18 protein-coding genes, 1 pseudogene and 1 riboswitch are annotated in these 20731 nt (G+C 65.4%); of the genes and pseudogenes, 10 read left to right on the top strand and 9 right to left on the bottom strand.

What is annotated here, in order from left to right:
• The first annotated feature begins 416 nt into the window (after nucleotides 1-416).
• The 3 genes from I6F21_RS12135 to I6F21_RS12145 all read left to right on the top strand — a co-directional run bounded on the left by I6F21_RS12135 (nucleotide 417) and on the right by I6F21_RS12145 (nucleotide 4600).
• Nucleotides 417-2480 carry a M23 family metallopeptidase gene (locus I6F21_RS12135; RefSeq protein ID WP_035996962.1) on the top strand — a complete coding sequence of 688 codons (2064 nt, stop codon included), beginning with the start codon at nucleotides 417-419 and terminating at the stop codon, nucleotides 2478-2480.
• Nucleotides 2481-2634: 154 nt separating this feature from the next.
• A complete protein-coding gene (locus I6F21_RS12140; RefSeq protein WP_225183153.1) occupies nucleotides 2635-4254 on the top strand; it encodes a hypothetical protein in 1620 nt (539 codons plus the stop codon).
• Nucleotides 4255-4336: 82 nt separating this feature from the next.
• The gene (locus I6F21_RS12145) at nucleotides 4337-4600 is read left to right on the top strand and encodes a hypothetical protein (protein ID WP_035996955.1); all 264 of its coding nucleotides are present in this window, start codon (nucleotides 4337-4339) and stop codon (nucleotides 4598-4600) included.
• A gap of 59 nt (nucleotides 4601-4659) precedes the next feature.
• Here the strand turns inward: I6F21_RS12145 and I6F21_RS12150 are convergent.
• Both I6F21_RS12150 and I6F21_RS39020 read right to left on the bottom strand, forming a co-directional pair.
• Nucleotides 4660-4804, bottom strand: a pseudogene (locus I6F21_RS12150) (AAA family ATPase); the annotation flags it as partial.
• On the bottom strand, nucleotides 4803-5615 hold the full coding sequence (locus tag I6F21_RS39020; RefSeq protein ID WP_311735346.1) for an AraC family transcriptional regulator: 813 nt from the start codon (nucleotides 5613-5615) through the stop codon (nucleotides 4803-4805). The pseudogene I6F21_RS12150 and the gene I6F21_RS39020, both read right to left, overlap by 2 nt.
• A 54-nt stretch (nucleotides 5616-5669) precedes the next feature.
• Here I6F21_RS39020 and I6F21_RS12160 point away from each other — a divergent pair, with 54 nt between their 5' ends.
• Nucleotides 5670-6089, top strand: a complete 420-nt coding sequence (locus tag I6F21_RS12160; RefSeq protein WP_225183154.1) for a nuclear transport factor 2 family protein — start codon at nucleotides 5670-5672, stop codon at nucleotides 6087-6089.
• A gap of 41 nt (nucleotides 6090-6130) precedes the next feature.
• Here the strand turns inward: I6F21_RS12160 and clpB are convergent, their stop codons facing one another.
• Nucleotides 6131-8770 (bottom strand): ATP-dependent chaperone ClpB, encoded by a 2640-nt coding sequence (clpB, locus tag I6F21_RS12165; RefSeq protein WP_225183155.1) that lies wholly within the window; start codon nucleotides 8768-8770, stop codon nucleotides 6131-6133.
• A 239-nt stretch (nucleotides 8771-9009) separates the two neighbouring features.
• On the opposite strand from clpB, the gene I6F21_RS12170 reads away from it, so the two are divergent.
• Nucleotides 9010-9798, top strand: a complete 789-nt coding sequence (locus tag I6F21_RS12170) for an MOSC domain-containing protein (RefSeq protein ID WP_225183156.1) — start codon at nucleotides 9010-9012, stop codon at nucleotides 9796-9798.
• 121 nt (nucleotides 9799-9919) lie between these two features.
• Here I6F21_RS12170 and I6F21_RS12175 read toward each other — a convergent pair whose 3' ends face one another.
• Nucleotides 9920-10573: a TIGR02594 family protein gene (locus I6F21_RS12175; protein ID WP_225183157.1), complete on the bottom strand. Its 654-nt coding sequence runs from the start codon at nucleotides 10571-10573 to the stop codon at nucleotides 9920-9922.
• Nucleotides 10574-10786: 213 nt separating this feature from the next.
• On the opposite strand from I6F21_RS12175, the gene I6F21_RS12180 reads away from it, so the two are divergent.
• Nucleotides 10787-11650, top strand: a complete 864-nt coding sequence (locus tag I6F21_RS12180; RefSeq protein WP_225142823.1) for an alpha/beta hydrolase — start codon at nucleotides 10787-10789, stop codon at nucleotides 11648-11650.
• A gap of 116 nt (nucleotides 11651-11766) precedes the next feature.
• Here I6F21_RS12180 and metW read toward each other — a convergent pair whose 3' ends face one another.
• Both metW and I6F21_RS12190 read right to left on the bottom strand, forming a co-directional pair.
• Nucleotides 11767-12429 carry a methionine biosynthesis protein MetW gene (gene metW, locus I6F21_RS12185; RefSeq protein ID WP_035996939.1) on the bottom strand — a complete coding sequence of 221 codons (663 nt, stop codon included), beginning with the start codon at nucleotides 12427-12429 and terminating at the stop codon, nucleotides 11767-11769.
• Nucleotides 12430-12431: 2 nt separating this feature from the next.
• Nucleotides 12432-13634: a homoserine O-acetyltransferase gene (locus I6F21_RS12190; RefSeq protein WP_225183250.1), complete on the bottom strand. Its 1203-nt coding sequence runs from the start codon at nucleotides 13632-13634 to the stop codon at nucleotides 12432-12434.
• Between the two features lie 94 nt (nucleotides 13635-13728).
• Nucleotides 13729-13808, bottom strand: a riboswitch (SAM riboswitch).
• 156 nt (nucleotides 13809-13964) lie between these two features.
• On the opposite strand from I6F21_RS12190, the gene I6F21_RS12195 reads away from it, so the two are divergent.
• The 3 genes from I6F21_RS12195 to I6F21_RS12205 are packed head-to-tail and all read left to right on the top strand — an operon-like array spanning nucleotide 13965 to nucleotide 16877.
• Nucleotides 13965-14813, top strand: coding sequence for a chorismate mutase (locus I6F21_RS12195; protein WP_035996937.1), 849 nt, complete (start codon nucleotides 13965-13967; stop codon nucleotides 14811-14813).
• Between the two features lie 34 nt (nucleotides 14814-14847).
• Nucleotides 14848-15945: a histidinol-phosphate transaminase gene (hisC, locus tag I6F21_RS12200; RefSeq protein ID WP_225128580.1), complete on the top strand. Its 1098-nt coding sequence runs from the start codon at nucleotides 14848-14850 to the stop codon at nucleotides 15943-15945.
• Nucleotides 15942-16877 carry a prephenate/arogenate dehydrogenase family protein gene (locus tag I6F21_RS12205; protein WP_036040388.1) on the top strand — a complete coding sequence of 312 codons (936 nt, stop codon included), beginning with the start codon at nucleotides 15942-15944 and terminating at the stop codon, nucleotides 16875-16877. The genes hisC and I6F21_RS12205 overlap by 4 nt, the downstream gene beginning before the upstream one ends.
• A gap of 119 nt (nucleotides 16878-16996) precedes the next feature.
• On the opposite strand, the gene I6F21_RS12210 is transcribed toward I6F21_RS12205, so the two are convergent.
• Nucleotides 16997-18181, bottom strand: coding sequence for a DUF2125 domain-containing protein (locus tag I6F21_RS12210; RefSeq protein ID WP_225134266.1), 1185 nt, complete (start codon nucleotides 18179-18181; stop codon nucleotides 16997-16999).
• Nucleotides 18182-18291: 110 nt separating this feature from the next.
• Between I6F21_RS12210 and I6F21_RS12215 the strand changes: the two genes are divergently transcribed.
• A complete protein-coding gene (locus tag I6F21_RS12215) occupies nucleotides 18292-18903 on the top strand; it encodes a gamma-glutamylcyclotransferase (RefSeq protein ID WP_109142250.1) in 612 nt (203 codons plus the stop codon).
• A 97-nt stretch (nucleotides 18904-19000) separates the two neighbouring features.
• Here I6F21_RS12215 and I6F21_RS12220 read toward each other — a convergent pair whose 3' ends face one another.
• The gene (locus tag I6F21_RS12220; protein WP_035996922.1) at nucleotides 19001-19771 is read right to left on the bottom strand and encodes a lysophospholipid acyltransferase family protein; all 771 of its coding nucleotides are present in this window, start codon (nucleotides 19769-19771) and stop codon (nucleotides 19001-19003) included.
• A gap of 11 nt (nucleotides 19772-19782) precedes the next feature.
• Nucleotides 19783-20487 (bottom strand): YdcF family protein, encoded by a 705-nt coding sequence (locus tag I6F21_RS12225; protein ID WP_035996919.1) that lies wholly within the window; start codon nucleotides 20485-20487, stop codon nucleotides 19783-19785.
• Nucleotides 20488-20731: the final 244 nt, after the last annotated feature.

Raw genomic sequence — 20731 nt, forward strand, 5'->3', positions numbered from 1 at the left:
AGATGGGGCCCTGTCCCCCACCCCGCTCGAGCTCAGCCCGTGATCTCACGGGGGCCTTTACGGCCCGGCATTTAGGAAACTTTTTCCATATTTGGCGCCGTACTTGAGCCACAATCCCGCGGCGTTCTGATAAGAGACAAGCTTGAATCGCGGGGACGCCTGTGGGGGCTGCCGGCGATTTTCATGGGGTCAGAGGAAGGCGATGTTGCAAATGACGCGACCTTCCTTCGGCATTCGAAAGACATCGAGAGAGCTTTACCCGTCCAGCTGTTCGTAATTTCGGCCGGCCCCATCAAGGGGCTTTCTGGGCGCGGACAGTTGTGCGGCTTGCCTGCTCCGGCGATCCCCGTTCAAGAGGGCAGCCTGGGACAGGTTCGAAACCGGGCATCTTGGGTCGTTGAGTTGGGGGACTTGGGTTGAACCACAGGACGTCACGCGGCACTTACGGGCGTGAGACCGGGATCATCGATCTCGGCCACGAGCCGCCGCTGTCCGTCGATGGTTCTGAAGCCGCGGTGATCGACCGCCGACGCGTCTCGGTGCAATGGTTCAGCGGGACAATTTTGACCGGACTCTGCGGCGCAGCCCTGATCGGCGGCGCCGTTTTCGCTTCGCTCGACGGCGAGATGACCTTCGCCAAGGTGCCGGAGCGGGTCGAAGGCGCGCTGCGCGGAGCATTCGGCGCCGCCGATCGTGCCGCCACGCTGCACAAGAGCGATCGCCTGCCGCCGCCGAGCGAATCCACCGCTTCACGCAACGTGATGCGCGTCTCGACGGTTGCCCGCGTCGGCAACCGTGACGTGATGCGGGTGCGTCCGTTCGTGCGGATCGCCGGCAATCTGTCGATGACGACGAGCGATCTGTCGGCGAAGATCCCGCCGTTCAACGCCCAGCGCCTGCTGACCGATGTCGGCTCCGACCCGAAGACGGCGTCCGACGATCCCAACAATCCCGAAGCCGTCGAGCCCGACGCGGAAGTGTCCTTCGTCACCAAGGACCTGTCGCCGGTGCTGCCGAAGGCCAAGATTTCCGCGGTGGTGGCACTCGACGACATCCTGATGCGGGTGCGCGATGCCGCCAATTGGCGCGGCAATGGCGGGGTGCGCTACGCCTCGCTCGCCAACACGGCTGCCGACATCTCCGGCGCGACCGGTCCTTCCGACATCAGAACCGCCTACGCCGCCGAGGCCTCGCCGTCCGATCCCTATGCCGGCTTCGAAACGCGCGTGGTGCCGGAGAACGTCACGCTGCTGCCCAAGACCAAGGAGCAGATCACCGGCGGCAATCCCAACGGCGAACGCGTCCACATGGTCAAGAAGGGCGACAGCGTCGCCGGCGTGCTGCGCGATCTCGGCGCCAATGCCGACGAGATCAAGGCGATCACCGCGACGCTCGGACCGCGCGGCCGCGACGGCGGCCTGAAGGAAGGCGAGAAGCTCCGCATCCTGATGGCGCCCGCAAGCCCCGGCGCCCGCCTGCAGCCCTATCGCGTCGTGGTTGCAAACGACACGATGGTGGAAGCGATCGCGGCGCTGTCCGATCTCGGCAAATACGTCGCCGTCGACGTCTCCAGCATGAATACCGTCGCCGATACTGCGGCCAACGCCAGCAGCGACGACGAGGATGACGATGACGGCTCCGGCGTGCGGCTCTACCAGAGCATCTACGAGACCGCGATGCGCAACAAGGTCCCGATGCCCGTCATCGAGGACATGATCAAGATCTACTCCTACGACGTCGATTTCCAGCGCAAGGTGCAGCCCGGAGATTCATTCGACGTGTTTTACGCGGGCGAGGACGAGGGCGTGACCGCGACCGAGAAGAACGAGGTGCTGTTCGCCTCGCTCACCGTCGGCGGCGAGACCAAGAAATACTACCGCTACCAGAGCCCCGACGACGGCCTCGTCGACTATTACGACGAGACCGGCAAGAGCGCGAAGAAGTTCCTGGTCAGAAAGCCCGTCAACAACGCCATCATGCGCTCCGGCTTCGGCGGCCGCCGCCACCCGATCCTCGGCTACGTGAAGATGCATACCGGCGTCGACTGGTCCACCTCCTACGGCACGCCGATCTTCGCCTCCGGCAACGGCATGATCGAGAAGGCCGGCCCCGAGGGCGGCTATGGCAAGTACATCCGCATCAAGCACGCCAACGGCTACGAGACTGCCTACGGCCACATGTCGGCCTTCGCCAAGGGCATGGAGCCCGGCAAGAAGGTGCGGCAGGGCCAGGTGATCGGCTTCGTCGGCTCCTCCGGTCTGTCGACCGGCCCGCACGTCCATTACGAGATCCTGGTCAACGGCCGCTTCGTCGACCCGATGCGCGTGAAGCTGCCGCGTGGCCGTTCGCTGGAGGGCCCGATGCTGGCAAGCTTCGAGAAGGAGCGCGACCGGCTCGACGGCATGATGAGCGGCCGCGGCGGCGCCATCGCCCGGATGTCGGACGCCACCGGCGGGCCGCTGCAGGTCACCAACCGGTAAGCCGACAACCGGCCGAGAAGGCCGGTATTTTCAAACAGGATTTCAAGCAAGTACGCTGCGCAGCGAGGCCGCTTCGCGGCGTCACAACGTCAAGTTTCGTTTGCCAAAGCCGCAGGACGGGCGAATACTTTCCAAAAAAATGGGAGGTCACGCCATGAGAAACAGGCTCGCCTGCGCAGCCCTGATTGCTGCGCTGTTCTGCACAACGAGCGCATCGGCCGATGGCTGGGAAGTCACGAGACTCGTGCCGGGCTCGGCATTCCACGGTGTGCACGGGCTCGGTGTCGACAAGGCCGGCCATTTGTTTGCCGGCAGCGTCGCGGGCGCTGCGCTCTACGAGGTCGACATTGGCGGCGGCAGCGCCAAGGTTGCAATCCCGGCACCGGTCGGGATGGCCGACGACATCGCGTTCGCACCCGACGGCACCATGGCCTGGACCGGCTTCCTCGCCGGCGATCTCTATGCGCGCAAGGGCGACGGTCCGATCAAGAAGCTCGCGTCCGGGCTGCCCGGCATCAACTCGCTCGCCTTCCGCAAGGACGGCAGGCTCTACGCCACCACCGTTTTCCTCGGCGATGCGCTCTACGAGATCGACGTCGAGGGCGTCAAACCGCCCCGCCAGATCATGGAGAAGATGGGCGGCCTCAACGGCTTCGAGTTCGGTCCCGACGACAAGCTCTATGGTCCGCTGTGGTTCAAGGGCCAGGTCGCAAGGGTCGACGTCGACAAGGCCGAGCTGAGTGTCGTCACCGACGGCTTCAAGATCCCGGCCGCCGTGAACTTCGATTCCAAGGGCAATCTCGTCGTGATCGACACCGCGCTCGGCCAGCTCGTCCGGGTCGATCCCAAATCGGGCGCCAAGACCATGGTCGCGCAGCTGAAGCCGTCGCTGGACAATCTCGCCATCGACGACAAGGACCGCATCTACGTCTCCAACATGGCCGACAACGGCATCCAGGAGGTCGATCCCGCGACTGGTCATGCCAAGCAGATCATCATCGGCAAGCTCGCTTTGCCCGGCGGCATCGGCGTCACCTCGGAGAACGGCAAGGATACGATCCACGTCGCCGACCTGTTCGCCTATCGCACGGTGGACGGCGTGACCGGCGAGGTCACCGAAAAGGCGCGCATGCACGCCGCTGGCACGACGCTCGAATATCCGATGAGCGCGACGGCGAAGGGCAACGACGTGGTCCTGTCGAGCTGGTTCACCGGCACCGTGCAGGTGATCGACGGCAAGACCGGCGCGACGCGCGACATGCTGCACGACTTCAAGGCGCCGCATGACGCGGTCGTACTCGCGGACGGCAGCATCCTGGTGGCCGAGCTCGGCACCAAGTCACTGGTCAAGGTGAGCGGCGAGCACGGCAAGGATCGCACGACGCTGATCAGCGCGCTCGAGGGTCCGATGGGTCTCGTCCGCGGGGCCGGCGACGAGGTTTACGTCACCGAGGCTTTTGCTGGCATCATCTCCAAAATCAACAGCACCGGCGAAAAGACCGTGATCGCCAAGGATCTGAAGATGCCAGAAGGCATCGCGCGCACCGGCGACGGCAAGCTGATCGTCGCCGAAGTCGGCGCCAAGCGGCTGATCGAGATCGTGCCGGAATCCGGCAAGGTCACCGAGATCGCAGCCAATCTCCCGATCGGCCTGACCGGCGCCCCCGGCGGCTTGCCGACGCATATCCCCACCGGCGTCGCAGTCGGCGCGACGGGCGCGATCTACGTCAGCTCGGATGTCGAGAATGCGATCTACAAGGTGGTGAAGAAGTAGGAGCTACGTGCACGGGACTGGCGGGAACCGTCACGCCGGTTCCCCGGTTAGACGCTGACGGAAGCCAGCAGGAGGATCGCTCATGACGCGCCTCTCACGCGACGATGTCGTCAAGGCCGTGGACCGCGCCGATGACGTCACCATTGCCCAGATCATCGGGACCGGCGCGACCGCTGAGGAGCTTGCTGAGGCCCAGGCCTGGCTCGCCAACGATGAGCCGATGATCAACGATCTGCGCCCGCTGGCGCAGGGCCGGGTGCGCGAGCTGGTGGATATTTTGTCGGAGCTGGAGGAGGACGAGGAGGACGGCGTCGAGCCGCGCTCCGCCTCGGCCCCTGGCAACTAGCCAGACAGCAAAACAGGACGCCCCGGAGAGGTGACCCTCCGGGGCGGCTTTCATTTCAGATCCTCACCCTCCGGCTGGTTCACGAGATACTCGGACCGAGGTTCGAGGCCATGATGATCAGCATGTCGCGGAATCGACGGTACGGCCCTGGCCCTCGGCCAGCGGGCCGTCGCCGAGCGCCTGCAACAGCACGTTGAAGACGTTAACCCGCACGCACCCGTGCGAACAATTCCGACGGCATCATACCGAACATGTCGCGGAAGGCCGTGCTGAAATGCGCGGAGCTGGAAAAGCCCGCGTCATGCGCGGCCTCGGTCAGCGATTGGCCTTGTGCGACCGCCCGCGCGGCAGCGCCGATCCGGGACCAGATCCGGTAGCGGCGGAGCGGCACACCCGTGACGTCCTTGAAAAGATGCAGGAAGCGCGAGGACGAAAGTCCGGCCCTGCGGCCGAGTTCAGCAAGGGTGTGCGAACCGCTGGGCTGCTCGCGCATCCGCTCGATGGCGGCGGCAATTCTTGCATCTGGCTGCGGACTTGATCCGATCCCAAGCATATCGCGGGCTGCTTGCTGCGCGTCCTCAGATGCGAGGCGTCGCTCCGCGATGGCGCCAAACAGCGCGACGACCGACCTCTCGTCGATCATGTCGAACGCGGCCCTCGATCCGACCTCCTTCATTCGTGAGCGAAGCGCCTCGATATCGCGGCCGAGGGGATCGACATAGAGGAAGGCCATCCGTCCAGCATCGGTGCGGAGATGGTGCAGACTGTTGGGCATGATCAGCACGCTGCGGGTCTCGCGATAAGACGGTGAGCGCGCCCTCGGATCGTTAGCTACGCCTATCGCCCCGTCGAGCGCGACGGCCAGCACGCCGGTGGCATTGCGGTGGGGCGTCAGCCCGAAGGCTGGACCGAGATAGAGCACCCGCGCGTCCCAATCGAGCATCCGCGCCCTCTTTGGTCCGCCGCTGGGCGGCGTGCTGATAGCCAGTTCCTGAAAGCCGGAAGGCGAGGTCATGCCTCATCATAGCGCACCGGCACAGCGCTGCCGATGACCCGGGAGATCATATCGATGGACAGAGTTCTGGTAGACGACGCCGCACAAATCGCCGCTATCCGCGCCGCCGTGACGCGCTACGCGGCCGCCTGGCAGGCCGGTGACCGCGCCGCGATCGCCGCCTGCTACCACGATGAATTCATGCTGCACTATGCCGGCCATAATCCGCTCGCCGGCACTCACCGCGGCAAGGCGGCCGCGCTTGCCACTCTGGCCGAGGTCGCACGCCGCTCCAACCGAAAACTGCTCGCCATCGATGACGTCATGGCCGGGCCGCGGCGCGGCGCCATTCTCGCACGGGAATCATTCAGCCGGGACGGTCGCACGGCTGAATTGGAACGGTTGCTGGTCTATGCCGTGCGTGAAGGCCTGCTGAGCGAATGCTGGGTCTACGACCGCGATCAGGCAGTGGTGGACGCGTTCTTAGTGGATTGAAAACGCCCTCCGCGAGGTTGGCGCGGAGGGCGTGTATTTCATCAGTTCAGCTTCCGCTTCGCCACCGGCGCCTCGAACTGGGTGATCTCGGCGGTCTGCGGCGCCTTGCCGTTGAAGGTCAGCACGTTGCCTTCGGACGAGATCGCGACATTGTCGCCGTCCCTGACGTCGCCGGCGAGGATCATCTCGGCGAGCGGGTCCTGGAGGTAGCGCTGGATCACCCGCTTCAAGGGCCTTGCGCCGTAGGCGGGATCCCAGCCCTTGGCAGCGAGCCAGTCGCGGCCCGCGGCATCGAGGCTCAGCACGATCTTGCGATCGGTCAGGAGCTTCTGCAGCCGCGCGAACTGGATCTCGACGATGCGGCCCATCTCGCTGCGCTGCAGCCGGTGGAACAGGATGATCTCGTCGACGCGGTTGAGGAATTCGGGGCGGAAGTGCGCCCGCACCATTCCCATCACCTGCTCGCGCACCGCCGCGGTGTCCTCGCCCTCCGGCTGGTTCACCAGATATTCCGAACCAAGGTTCGAGGTCATGATGATCAGCGTGTTGCGGAAGTCGACGGTGCGGCCCTGGCCGTCGGTCAGGCGGCCGTCGTCGAGCACCTGCAGCAGCACGTTGAAGACATCAGGATGCGCCTTCTCGATCTCGTCGAACAGCACGACCTGGTAGGGCCGGCGCCGCACCGCCTCGGTGAGCGCGCCGCCCTCGTCATAGCCGACATAGCCGGGAGGCGCGCCGATCAGCCGCGAGACCGAGTGCTTCTCCATGTATTCGGACATGTCGAGGCGGACCATCGCGGTCTCGTCGTTGAACAGGTACTCCGCGAGAGCCTTGGTCAGCTCGGTCTTGCCGACGCCGGTCGGCCCTAAGAACATGAACGAGCCCGTTGGGCGGTTCGGGTCCTGCAAGCCGGCACGCGAGCGGCGCACGGCGGTTGCGACCGCACGCACGGCCTCGGCCTGGCCGACGACGCGCTTGCCGAGCTGCTCCTCCATCTTCAGGAGCTTCTCCTTCTCGCCTTCCAGCATCTTGTCGACGGGCACGCCGGTCCAGCGCGAGACCACCTGCGCGATGTGGTTGGCGGTAACAGCCTCCTCCATCATCTCGCCCGAGTTCTCCTTGGCTTCGATATCGGCAAGCTGCTTCTCGAGCTGCGGGATCCGTCCATAGGCCAGCTCGCCGGCCTTCTGGAATTCGCCGCGCCGCTGCGCATTGGCGAGCTCGACACGCAAGCCGTCGAGCTCGGCCTTCAGCTTCTGGGCGTCGGAGAGCTTGTTTTTCTCCGCGCTCCAGCGCGCCGTCAGCGCCGCCGACTTCTCCTCGAGCTCGGCCAGGTCCTTCTCCAGGGTCTGGAGCCGGGACTTGGAGCCGACATCGCTTTCCTTCTTCAGCGCCTCCTGCTCGATCTTGAGCCGGATGATCTCGCGGTCGAGCGAATCCAGCTCTTCCGGCTTGGAATCGACCTGCATCTTCAGCCGCGCCGCGGCCTCGTCCATGAGGTCGATCGCCTTGTCAGGCAGGAAGCGGTCGGTGATGTAGCGGTTGGACAGCGTCGTCGCCGCAACAAGCGCGGAATCGGTGATCCGCACGCCGTGATGCTGCTCATACTTGTCCTTCAAGCCGCGCAGGATCGAGATGGTGTCCTCGACCGAGGGCTCGCTGACGAAGATCGGCTGGAAACGCCGGGCCAGCGCGGCATCCTTCTCGACGTGCTTCTGGTATTCGTCGAGCGTGGTCGCGCCGATGCAGTGCAGCTCGCCGCGCGCGAGCGCCGGCTTGAGCAGGTTGGAGGCGTCCATCGCGCCGTCGCCCTTGCCGGCGCCGATCAGCGTGTGCATCTCGTCGATGAACAGGATGAAGGTGCCCTCGCTGCCGGTCACTTCCTGCAGCACGGCCTTCAGCCGCTCCTCGAACTCGCCGCGGTATTTCGCACCGGCGATCAATGCACCGAGGTCGAGCGAGAGCAGCTTCTTGTCCTTGAGGCTCTCCGGCACGTCGCCGTTGACGATGCGCAGCGCGAGGCCTTCGGCGATGGCGGTCTTGCCGACGCCGGGCTCGCCGATCAGGACGGGGTTGTTCTTGGTCCGACGCGAGAGCACTTGAATCGTACGGCGGATCTCCTCGTCGCGGCCGATGACCGGATCGAGCTTGCCGTCGCGCGCGGCCTGGGTGAGGTCGCGGGCATACTTCTTCAGCGCATCATAGGCATTCTCGGCGGTCGCAGAGTCGGCCGTGCGGCCCTTGCGCAGCGCCTCGATCGCCGCGTTGAGGTTTTGCGGCGTGACGCCGCCTTTGCTCAGGATGGTGCCGGCCTCGCTGGTCTTTTCCAGCGTGAGGCCGAGCAAAAGGCGCTCGACCGTGACGAAGCTGTCGCCGGCCTTCTCGCCGGCCTTTTCGGCCGAATCGAAAGTGCGGGCCAGCTCGGGCGCGAGATAGATCTGCCCGGCACCGCCGCCGGAGACCTTCGGCACCTTGTTGAGGGCGTCCTCTGTCGCCTTCAGGATTGCGCGGGAATTGCCGCCAGCGCGGTCGATCAGACCGGCGGCGAGCCCCTCATTGTCGTCCAAGAGGACCTTCAGCACATGCAGGGTTGAGAACTGCTGGTGCCCCTCGCGCATCGCGAGCGACTGCGCGGACTGGATAAAGCCCCTGGAGCGTTCGGTATACTTCTCGATATTCATCTTTTCTGTCCCTCGGCCTGCCCTCGGGGCCCTGTAAGGCACCCCAAACGGCATCTTCATTGGGTTTCCAATTACCGCATTGACGTTTCTCAACCGGTAACGGTCGTCTTTTGCCGGCGTTGCCGCCGGCCTGGGCCAGATGTGGGAAGCAGGTTGCGGATGCGAAAGAGGCAACTTCACAATTTCGTGCGCGCGGGAGCGGGCTTGGCGGTGGCGGGCCGAATCCCTTAAGTAGCGGCATGACAGCCAGCCATACCGCCGAGATCACCGGCCTCTACCGCTACCCGATCAAGGGCCTGACGCCGGAGCGCCTGTCGCACGTTCCTTTGCGGGTCGGCCAGACCCTGCCGGCCGACCGCCGCTACGCCATCGAGAACGGCCCGAGCGGGTTCAACCCCGAGGCGCCCGAATGGAAGCCGAAAATCCAGTTCCTGATGCTGGCGCGCAATGAGCGGCTGGCCGAGCTCGACAGCCGGTTCGACGACGAAACCAACGTGCTGACCATCCGCAAGGACGGCCAGATCGTCGCCAGCGGCGATCTCGAGACCGCCGCCGGGCGCGCCGCCATCGAGGCCTATTTTCGCGAGAACTTCCAACCCGAGTTGAAGGGCCCGCCCAAAATTCTCTCCGGCCGCGACCACAGCTTCTCCGACGTCGCCCGCAAGGTCGTCTCCATCATCAATCTCGACAGCGTCCGCGCCATCGAGACCATGCTCGGCGGCGTCGCCGTGCATCCGCTGCGCTTCCGCGCCAATCTCTACGTGAAAGGCTGGCCGGCCTGGTCGGAGCTCGACCTCGTCGGCCAGACGCTCGCGATCGGACAGGCCCGGCTGAAGGTGATCAAGCGCATCGTCCGCTGCCCGGCCACCAATGTCGACCCCGAGACCGCCAAGCGCGATCTCGAAATCCCGCCCACGCTCTCGCGCCATCTCGGCCATATGGACTGCGGCATCTATGCCGAGGTGATCGCCGACGGTGACGTCGGCGTCGGCGATGTGGTGGCGGTGGAAGAGCCGAAGCTGCTGTGAGCTAACTCCGCTGCCGTAGGGTGGGCAAAGGCGCTCTTGCCCACCATCTCGTCGAGCGGAGGGAGGTGGTGGGCACGCTTCGCTCTGCCCACCCTACGAGACCGTCGCTACAGCTCCACCGTCAGTTCGGCATCACATACGCATAGATCTTGCCGCGCGAGACCGGGGCTTCGCGGACTCGGTTGCCGTTGTTGCCGGAGATCATGATCGGATTACCCTGCGCGTCGATGCCGGTGATGATGCCGACATGACCGCCGCGGCGGCCGCGCGACATCACGGCGATGGCACCGACCTGCGGTCCGGAGATGCGCGTGCCGTAGCGCGCGAACGAGCTCGCCATGTCGGAGCCGGTGCCCCGATGGCCGGTATGCTCCAGCACCATGTTCATGAAGCGCGCGCACCACAGGCGGCCGCGCCCGGTCGGATTGCCGCCGATATGGCGGCGCGCCTCGGAGACGAGACCCGATCCTCCGCTGAAGCCTCCGTTCATGCCGGCACCGCTGGCATTGGCATTCGGATCATAGCTCGCCTGGGTGTCGGCGAAGCCGCTTGCCTGCAATTGCGCCGCGCTGCGCTCGAAGCGCGAACTGCGGGCATGATGGCGATAGTGACGGTGGTGATGATGTCTGGCGTGATGCACGTAACCGTGCCGCTCTGCGCTATGACGATGATACGGCCGTGCCGAGGCCGGAGAAACGAACACGGCGACCGCCGCGAAGAACAGCGCCAGCGCGACAACACAACGCGACAGGCGAGACGCAAACAACTCGAACATTCTTCATCCTTCTTGACACCCCCACTTCCCGCCGGCCCGTGCAATGGCCGACATCCGTTTGGCCGTTAAGCCGCCCGATGTGGCGAGAAAAAGACGCAACGCCCGCGAATGGCTGCAATGATTTTGTGTTCGTGCTCGGCGCTGCTGCCGCATTGCCGACAACAGAATTAACTGCGATCCTCGAACACGGCTTGAAACAGAGGGAAACGGTTAATGCCCCACGCCACGACCAGGGACGGCGTCCGCATCTATTTCGAGGAGGCGGGCCAGGGAACGCCGATACTTTTTCTGCACGAGTTCGCGGCCGACTACACCAATTGGGAGCCGCAGATGCGCTACTTCTCGCGTGGCCATCGCTGCATCACCTATTCGGCGCGCGGCTACACGCCGTCGGACGTGCCTGACGGCGAGGTCTACACCTACACGCATTTCTACACCGATGCGCTTGCGGTGCTCGATCATCTCGGCATCGAGCGCGCGCATCTCGTCGGTCTTTCGATGGGCGCCTATTCCTCGCTGCAGATCGGACTGAACGCGCCGCAGCGCGCGCTGTCGATGACGCTGGCCGGCGTCGGCTCCGGCTCGGAGCTCGAGAACCTGGAGACCTGGCGCACGCAGTGCCGCGCCAATGCCGAGCAGTTCGAGACGCTGGGATCGGTGGAGGTCGCGAAAGTCACGCGCGAGGCGCCGAGCCGGATTCCGTTCCTGGTGAAGGATCCACGCGGGCATGCCGATTTCTACGCCGCACTGGCGCGGCACGATGCCATGGGATCGGCGCGCACCATGCGCGGATTCCAGGGCGGCCGTCCCTCGATCTACACGATGACGGACGCGATCAGAGGCGCGGCAACACCCGCGCTGATCATCTGCGGCGACGAGGACGAGCCTTGCATGGGCGCCAGCCTGTTCCTGAAGAAGCACCTGCCCGCGGCGGGGCTCGCGATGTTTCCGAAGTCCGGCCACGTGCTGAACCTGGAGGAGCCCGCGCTGTTCAATGAGAGTGTCGAGCGGTTCGTGACGCTGGTGGAAGCAGGACGTTGGCCGGTGCGGGACCCGCGGTCGCTGGTTTCCCACTAGCTGTCATTCCGGGATGCGCCGAAGGCGCAGGCCCGGAATCCATCGGGCTGCAGGCGCTGTCGGACGATGGATTCCGGGCTCGATGCTTCGCATCGCCCCGGAATGACGGAGAGAAACTACTTCCCCCCGCCGCGGCTCAGCAAGAACACCGCCTGCTCGCCGAACATGTTCCACACCCACCAGGGCAGGTTCAGCGGCACCGGGCGGCCGTAGAGATCGAGCGCGACCGAGCGCTCCATCTTGACGTTGATCTCGTCGCAGAGCTGCACGAAATCCTTGATGGTGCAGAAATGGATGTTGGCGGTGTCGTACCAGGTCGCCGGCAGATTCTCCGTGCGCGGCATGTGGCCGCCGATCAGGAGCTGGAGTCGCATCTTCCAGAACCCGAAATTCGGGAACGAGACGATGGCGCGGCGGCCGATGCGCAGCAGGTTCTCCAGCACGACCTTCGGCTGCCGCGTCGCCTGCAGCGTCTGCGACAGGATCACGTAGTCGAAGGCATCGTCGGGATAGTTGACGAGATCGGTGTCGGCATCGCCCTGCACCACCGCGAGCCCCTTGGCGACGCAGCGGTTGACGCCCTCGCGCGACAATTCGATGCCGCGGCCGTCGATGCCGCGGGTCTCCAGCAGCTGAAGCAGATCGCCGTCGCCGCAGCCGACGTCGAGCACCTTCGAGCCCGGCTTGACCATCTCGGCGACCAGCCGATGATCGGCGCGATAATCACCGGACGGCCTGGCCGCAACGCCGTCCAGCGGCAGCACTTCCTGCACGGACATCGCTAACGGTCCTCGAGGTTGAGCCCGCGGGCCTTGCCTGCCGATTGCAGGAAGGCCCGGGAGATGTCGAAGAATTCGAGCACGTCGAGCAGGAAGGCGTCGTGGCCGCGATCGGTCTCGATCTCGGCGAATGACACGCGCGCGCTCGAAGCGTTCAGCGCGTGCACCAGCGCGCGCGATTCCGAGGTCGGAAACAGCCAGTCGCTGGTGAAGGAGACCACGCAGAAGCGGGTCTTGATGTCGGCGAAGGCCTTGGCCAGCACGCCGCCATGGTCGGCGGCGATGTCGAAATAGTCCATCGCCCGCGTCAGGTAGAGATAGGAATTGGCGTCGAAGCGCTCGACGAAGGACGAGCCTTGATAACGCAGATAGGATTCGACCTGGAAGTCGGCGTCGAACGAGAAGGTCGGCAGCTCGCGGTCCTGCATGCGCCGGCCGAACTTGCGGTGCAGCGCCGCGTCCGAGAGATAGGTGATGTGCGCCGCCATCCGCGCCACCGCGAGCCCGCGATGCGGATGGATGCCGCGATCGGCATAGCCGCCACCGTGCCAGTCGGGGTCGGCCATCACGGCCTGGCGGCCGAGCTCGTGGAAGGCGATGTTCTGCGCCGAGTGCCGCGTCGCGCAGGCGATCGCCAGCGCGGAGTACACGCGCTCCGGATAGGCGGCGGTCCATTGCAGCACCTGCATGCCGCCCATCGAGCCGCCGACGACCGCAAACAGCGTGTCGATGCCGAGCCGGTCGATCAGCATCGCCTGCGCGCGCACCATGTCCGGAATGGTGATGACGGGGAAGTCCAGGCCCCAGACCTTGCCGGTGGCGGGATTGATCGACGCCGGCCCGGTCGAGCCCATACAGCCGCCGATCACGTTGGAGCAGATGATGAAGTAGTGCTTGGGATCGATGGGTCGGCCGGGACCGACCAGCGTCTCCCACCAGCCCGGCTTGCCGGTGACGGGATGCACGTTGGCGACATGCTGATCGCCGGTCAACGCATGACAGATCAGCACGGCGTTGGAGCGATCGGCATTGAGCTCGCCATAGGTCTGGTAGGCGATCTGGAACGGGGAGAGATCGACGCCGCAATCGAGCCGCAGCGGCTGCTCGGTGCCGAAATGCGCAACCAGCGAGCTTGGATGATCGACCTCGTGCGACCGCTCGTCGGCGCTGATCGCAGGACTCGGTATCGACTTGACGCTACCCATCTCGGACATCGACCTCGTTTGCGACTGGCTGCTCGACCGCGCCGCTGACATCAGGCCATGAAAAACCCGGCCTGAACGATAGGTTCGGCCGGGATCGGAAGCGTCCCCGGCCTGTTTAGCGAGTTTTTTAACGTGGCTGCAAGCCGGCCGGCTCAAATGACCACGGAACGGGCAAAAGCTACCGTCTTGGGCGGTTTTCGTCAAGTCGCGGCCCGGATCGGCCCAATTCGCCTCTGCCGCGACGCCCGCAAAGCACGTCATTTCTCTTTGCTTTCGCCGCCCCGACTGCCTAATCAGGATATCCCCCACCGGAACGATCGACGACCAGACATGTCCCAACGTCCGCCCGCGCCACCATCGCTTCAGGAACTGCGCAAGGAGATCGACGCGATCGACGAGGGCATGCATCGCCTCCTCATGCAGCGCGGCGAGATCATCGATCGCCTGATCCAGGTGAAGCAGACCCAGGAGGTCGGCTCGGCGTTCCGGCCTGCGCGCGAAGCTTCGATGATGCGCGAGATCGTGCAGCGTCATCGCGGCATCCTGCCGCTCGACACGGTCGAGAGCATCTGGCGCGTCATCATCTCGACCTTCACTTACGTACAGGCGCCGTTCTCGGTGCATGCCGACATCTCGGCCAGCGAGGCGGCGATGCGCGATTCCGTGCGCTTCAATTTCGGCTTCACGGTGCCTTACGTCGCGCATTTCAGCGCACAGGCCGCGGTCGAGGCGGTAGCGAAATCCAAGGGTGATCTGGCAATGGTCTCGGCGACCTCGAGCCGCACGCCATGGTGGCTGGAGCTGGAAGCGGACGGCGCGCCGAAGATCATCGCGCGGATGCCCTTCATCGAGCGCGCCGACCATCCGGCCGCCTTGCCGGTGTTCGCGATCTCGCGCGTCGCCGACAGCGCCCTGGTGACGGAGGTCGAGACCTTCAGCGTGCGCGTCTCGGGATGGAACGCCGAGGTCGCCCGCGCGCTGTCGCCGCTCGCCGAGATCGTGGCCGTGCCTGATACCGCCTTCGACGGCGCGGCGCTCTTGGTCTCGGTCACCGGCGCGACCAGCATCGACAAGATCAGGGCTGCCCTGATCGAGGCGGGGGCCTCGGTGCGCTCTGTGGCCCTCGTCGGCAGCCACGCAACGCGCTATACGGTGCCCCCGACCGGGCCGAAATCGTAAAATCGCGAGCAGCCCAGCCTATCCGGAGTCCAAGATGTCCCGCCCCGTGCCGAATCCCGGCATTCTCGATATTGCGCCCTACACGCCCGGCAAGAGCCCGGTGCCGGAGCCGGGCCGCAAGGTGTTCAAACTCTCCGCCAACGAGACGCCGTTCGGGCCCTCGCCCAAGGCGATCGAAGCCTTCAAGCGCGTGGCAGATCATCTGGAGGACTACCCGGAAGGCACCTCGCGCGTGCTGCGCGAGGCGATCGGCCGCTCGTTCGGCCTCGATCCCAACCGCATCATCTGCGGCGCCGGCTCGGACGAGATCCTCAATCTGCTCGCGCACACCTATCTCAGCCAGGGCGACGAGGCGATCTCGACGACGCACGGCTTCCTTGTCTACCCGATCGCGACGATGGCGGTCGGCGCCAGGAACGTCATCGCCCAGGAGACCAACCTCACCGCCGACGTCGACGCCATCCTGAAGGCCGTGACGCCGAAGACGAAGCTGGTCTGGCTCGCCAACCCCAACAACCCGACCGGCACCTATCTTCCGTTCGACGAGGTCAAGCGGCTGCGCGCCGGCCTGCCCTCGCACGTGCTGCTGGTGCTGGACGCCGCCTATTGCGACTACGTCTCGCGCAACGACTATGAGATGGGGATCGAGCTCGTCGCCACCACCGAGAACACGGTGGTGACGCACACCTTCTCCAAGATCCACGGTCTTGCCGCGCTGCGCATCGGCTGGATGTTCGGGCCCGAGCACGTCATCGATGCGGTCAATCGCATCCGCGGTCCCTTCAACGTGTCGACGCCGGCGATGTATGCCGCGGTCGCCGCGATCGAGGATACCGCGCATCAGGCGATGTCGAAGCAGTTCACCGAGACCTGGCGCAACTGGCTCACCGAGGAGATCGGCAAGCTCGGGCTGAAGGTGACGCCGAGCGTCGCCAATTTCGTGCTGATCCATTTCCCGACGGACAAGGGCACGACCGCCGATGACGCCGACGCGTTCCTGACCAAGCGGGGGCTCGTGCTGCGCGGCTTGAAGAACTACGGCCTGCCGCATGCGCTGCGCATGACCATCGGCACTGAGGAGGCCAACCGCCTCGTCGTCGAAGGCTTGCGCGACTTCATGGGCGGCAAATGAGCGCGCAGGCGCACTTCCAGCGCGTGGCGCTGATCGGCTTCGGCCTGATCGGCGGCTCGATCGCCCGCGCTGCGAAGCTCCAGGGGCTTGCCGGTGAAATCGTCACCACCGCACGCTCGGAGAAGACACGCGCGCGTGTCGCCGAGCTCGGCATCGTCGATCAGGTGGTGGCGACCAATGCGGAGGCCGTGAGGGATGCCGATCTCGTCATCCTCTGCATTCCCGTCGGCGCCTGCGGACCCGTAGCGCAGGAGATCGCGCCGCATCTCAAGCCGGGTGCGATCGTCTCCGACGTCGGCTCGGTCAAGGGCGCTGTGGTCCGCGACATGGCCCCGCATCTGCCGGGCGGCATTCATTTCGTGCCGGCGCATCCGGTGGCGGGCACCGAGCATTCCGGCCCGGATTCGGGCTTTGCCGAGCTCTTCATCAACCGCTGGTGCATCCTGACCCCGCCTGATGGCAGCGACGCAGCGGCGACGGAGCACCTGCGCGCGTTCTGGGCGGCGATGGGCGCCAAGGTCGAGGTGATGACGCCGGATCATCACGACCTCGTGCTCGCGATCACCAGCCACCTGCCGCATCTGATCGCCTACACCATCGTCGGCACCGCCGACGAATTGGCGCAGGTGACGGAATCCGAGGTGATCAAATTCTCCGCCGGCGGTTTTCGCGATTTCACCCGCATCGCGGCGTCCGATCCGACGATGTGGCGCGACGTCTTCCTCGCCAACAAGGAGGCCGTGCTGGAGATGCTCGGCACCTTCACCGAGGATCTGGCAAAACTCACCCGCGCGATCCGCCGCGGCGACGGGGAGGCGCTGTTCGACCACTTCACCCGCACCCGCGCCATCCGCCGCGGCATCGTCGAGATCGGCCAGGATTCCGCCGCGCCCGATTTCGGCCGCCAGCATGGCGCGCTGAAGAAGCCGTGAGCCTGTAGCCCGGACAAAGCTGCGTAGCCCGGATGGAGCACAAGCGTAATCCGGGACAGTGCCAGCTGTGATCAAGAACCCCGGATTGCGCTGCGCTCCATCCGGGCTACGGGAGCCAACTAATACAGCGGCGGGATCTGGCCGACCTTGACCGGGCCGAGCAGCACGGCACCGTCGACGAATTTTAGCGGGAAGCTCCGCGCTTTCTTGCCTTCCAGCGTGCTCTCGGTACCGATCGAATTGATGCCGGCGGCAACGCCGGCATTGGCGTTCTGCTTGATGACCTTGCCGAGGCCCGGCACGGCGCGGTCGAGCGCGCCGAACAGATTATTCAGGTCCTGCGACTTCACGCCGGGCGCGAGGCGATCGAGCGTTGCCTGCGGTACGCCCTCCTCCAGCATCTTCTCGATGCCGAGCGCCGGGATCACGCGCTCGAGGCCGGTCACCGTCATCTGCAATTCGCCGTCGAGTCGGCCGTTGGGCGACAGGCCGAGCGTGCCGGCCGCGACCGCGATCATCTCGCCCTGCTGAATGCGCGACTGCACGATCTCGATGTGACCGCCGGCGGCCTGGATCTCGCGGAAGCGCTGCGGCCACGGTTTGGGCGTGAGGTCGGAGAGGCCGGTGATCTTGGCGCGGGTGTCCGCCTCGAACGGCTCGGAGAGCAGCGGATGCACGCCCTGGATGCTGCCCTGCGCGACATGGAGCACGGTCTCGATCACCGGATGATCGGCCGGCGAGCCATCGGCAAGGCGCCCGTGCAGCTCGACCTGCTTGGCGCGCGCAAGCGGCACCTGCACGCTGCCATCGAGACGGTTGAGGCTGGGGTCGTCGAACACGATGGAAGCGCGATCCGGCACAGCCGGCAGACCCGCCACACTGGCGCGGCCCTTGCTCCAATTCACGGTGAAGGTGTTTTGTGTAATGCCGTCGATCAGCGTGGCGGGCGCTGCGAATTCGGCGATGATGCGCTTGGGGTCGTAGACCTGGGCCACGACCAGGATGTTGTCGAGCTTGGCCGTGAACGGCGTCTTGCTCGCGTTCTGCGAGACCAGGGCGACGCTGGCGCCGGAGCACTGGACCTCGAAGCGGAACGGGAAGCCGGCGATCGAGCGCTTGGCACAATCATAGATGCGGCCGGCCTTGGCCTCCTGCGCCCGCCAGGCGTCGGCGACGATTTCGGCCTGCCACGCCGCATAGAACCAGAAGCAGGTCCAGCCGACGGCGAGGACCAGGACGAGAACGGGGGCGATGAAAAGGCCCCAGCGGGAGCGGCGGCCAGTGGCAACGGTCATATTGGACATGCGGCGACCCTTTGACGCCAGATTCAGGCAAATGTAAGCGGGGCGGGCCTGCGACGAAAGGCGCAGAAATCGCTTCGCTTGGGCGCAGGGTTCTGGTAGCCGTCCCCGAAATGTCCGAAATCACCCTCCCCTCCGTCACCACAGCCAAGGGCGACCTCTGGGTGTTCGGCTACGGCTCGCTGATGTGGCGGCCGGGCTTCGATTTCGAGGAGCGCGTCCCGGCGCGGCTGGTCGGCGAGCATCGAGCGCTCTGCGTCTATTCCTTCGTGCATCGCGGCACGCCGGAGAAGCCGGGCCTGGTGCTCGGACTAGACCGCGGCGGCGCCTGCCGCGGCATCGCCTTCCGTGTCGCCGAGAAGAACCGTGCCGAAGTGGTCGCCTATTTGCGCGCACGCGAGCAGGTCACCTCGGTCTATCGCGAGGTGATGCGCTCGGTGTGGCTGGAGAACGATGCACGCCAGCGCGTCGCCGCGCTCGCCTACGTCGTCGACCGCGGTCATGTGCAATATGCCGGCCGCCTCTCGCTCGCCGAGCAGCACCGCCATGTCGTCCAGGGCCACGGCCAGTCCGGCGCCAACCGCGACTACGTCACCGCGACGGTGAAGGCGATCGAGGCCGAAGGCTTTCGCGACACGCAGCTGCATCAGCTTGCATTGATGCTGCACGGTGATGCGCATTCCCTGCACGCGGCGGCTCGGGACCAGGATCGGGAAAGCCGCTAAAGCATGACCCGGAAAAGTGCGAAGCGGTTTTCCGGAAAGATCATGCGTAAACAACAACCTAGAGCGCGATGAAGATTCATCCCAATCTCATCGCGCTTTAGCCGGTCGGCGCGTAGCTCGGCGCCGAGCCGATCAACTGCTCCTGCTCCTTCCGTCCTGCTTCGACGAGCCGGGCGGTCGCGTCCTCGATCGCCGCTTGCACGCGTGCGAGAAACTCGTCCTTCGGCAGGCCCGGCGGCAACGGTTCGAGAAACTCGACCACCAGCGTGCCCGGGTAGCGCATGAAGGTGCGGCGCGGCCAGAACAGGCCGGAATTGAGCGCGATCGGCAGGCACGGCACGCCGCAGGAGGAATAGATCTGCGCAAAACCGGTCTTGTAATCGGGCGGCGCGCCCGGCGCACGGCGCGTGCCTTCCGGAAAGATCACGAGCTGCTTTCCACTGCGCACCGCCTCGCGCGCGCGCCGCGTCATCTCGAGCAGCGCCTTCACGCCGGCATTGCGGTCGATCGCGATCATCCCGGTCTTGACCAGGAACTGGCCGAACACCGGGATCTGCATCAGCTGGCGCTTGAGGATGAAGATCGGGCGATTGAAAAAGCCCGGCAGCACGAAAGTCTCCCAGAACGACTGATGCTTGGCCACGATCAGCAGCGGTCCTGTCGGGATCTTCTCCACCCCGCGGAATTCCACCTTGATGTTGCATACCAGGCGCATCAGGACCAGCGTGGCCTTGGCCCACCATTGCGCCACCGTCAGCATGGCGCGCGGCGGCAATGCAAAGGTCGGCAGCGCAACGATCGCCAGACAGACCAACACGGCATAGAACAGCACGTTGAATACGAGCGATCGCAGGAAAATCAGGAACATCGATGGTCCGATCAATTGGCCTGCGCGGTGGCGGGCCGCTTCGGTTGCTGACCTGCAGGCTGCTCCGACATCTCGGGCCAAAGGTCAATCCCGAAATCCTCCAGCCGCACCCTGAGCTCGGCCGCAACGTACTTGACGTATTCGGACAGGAGCAGCCGCAGCGTCGAGCCTGAGATCCACCACGGCTCCTCGCGCCATTTTTCGCCGACCACCGCGAACGGGATCAGCGTCGTCCGCGGCATCGCATGCGAGAATTCCACCAGCGCGCGCGGCATGTGATAGTTCGAGGTGACCACGATCAGAGACGTAAATCGGCGTCCCTCGGCCCAGCGCCGCGCCTCCGCCGCGTTGCCGCGGGTCGTGAGCGCGGTGCGGTCGAGGTCGACGCAACAGGTCATGAAGGACTGATTCTCCGGCAAGGTGCGGGAGATGTCGTTCGCCGTCGAGGTCGGATGCACGCCGGAAATCAGGAGCCGCCTGCCGTAGCCGGCAGCCAGCAGCTCCATCGCGTCCGATACCCGCGAGGAGCCGCCGGTCAGGACCACGATGCCGTCCGCCTTGCGATCAGGTACTTTCTCGGCCCCGCGCAATTGCGCCAGGAACGCAATGAAGCCCGCCGCCGCGCCGACGAAGGCGAGCGCGATCGTCGACACGATTGCCGCGCGCAGCCAGCCGCGCGGCAGTTTCGGCGATCGATCGTCGGTCGGCGAGCTCATGCGATGTCGGTGATCCCTTCCCGATCTGATTTTATGACGTTTTGAGGCGAAGTGGAGTCCGGTTTCTTCACCCTCTCCCCTTGTGGGAGAGGGTGGCATAGGCGGCCGCCGACCGCCGTTCTTAAGAACGCCGATGCTTTGCATCGGCTATGGCGAAAGCGGCGAGACGGGTGAGGGGTTCTCTCCGCGCATTCACCTCGACATTTGTACGCGTGGACAGAACCCCTCATCCGGCGCTTCGCGC

The sequence above is a fragment of the Bradyrhizobium sp. NBAIM03 genome (assembly GCF_020194055.1).
Lineage (GTDB): Bacteria > Pseudomonadota > Alphaproteobacteria > Rhizobiales > Xanthobacteraceae > Bradyrhizobium > Bradyrhizobium yuanmingense.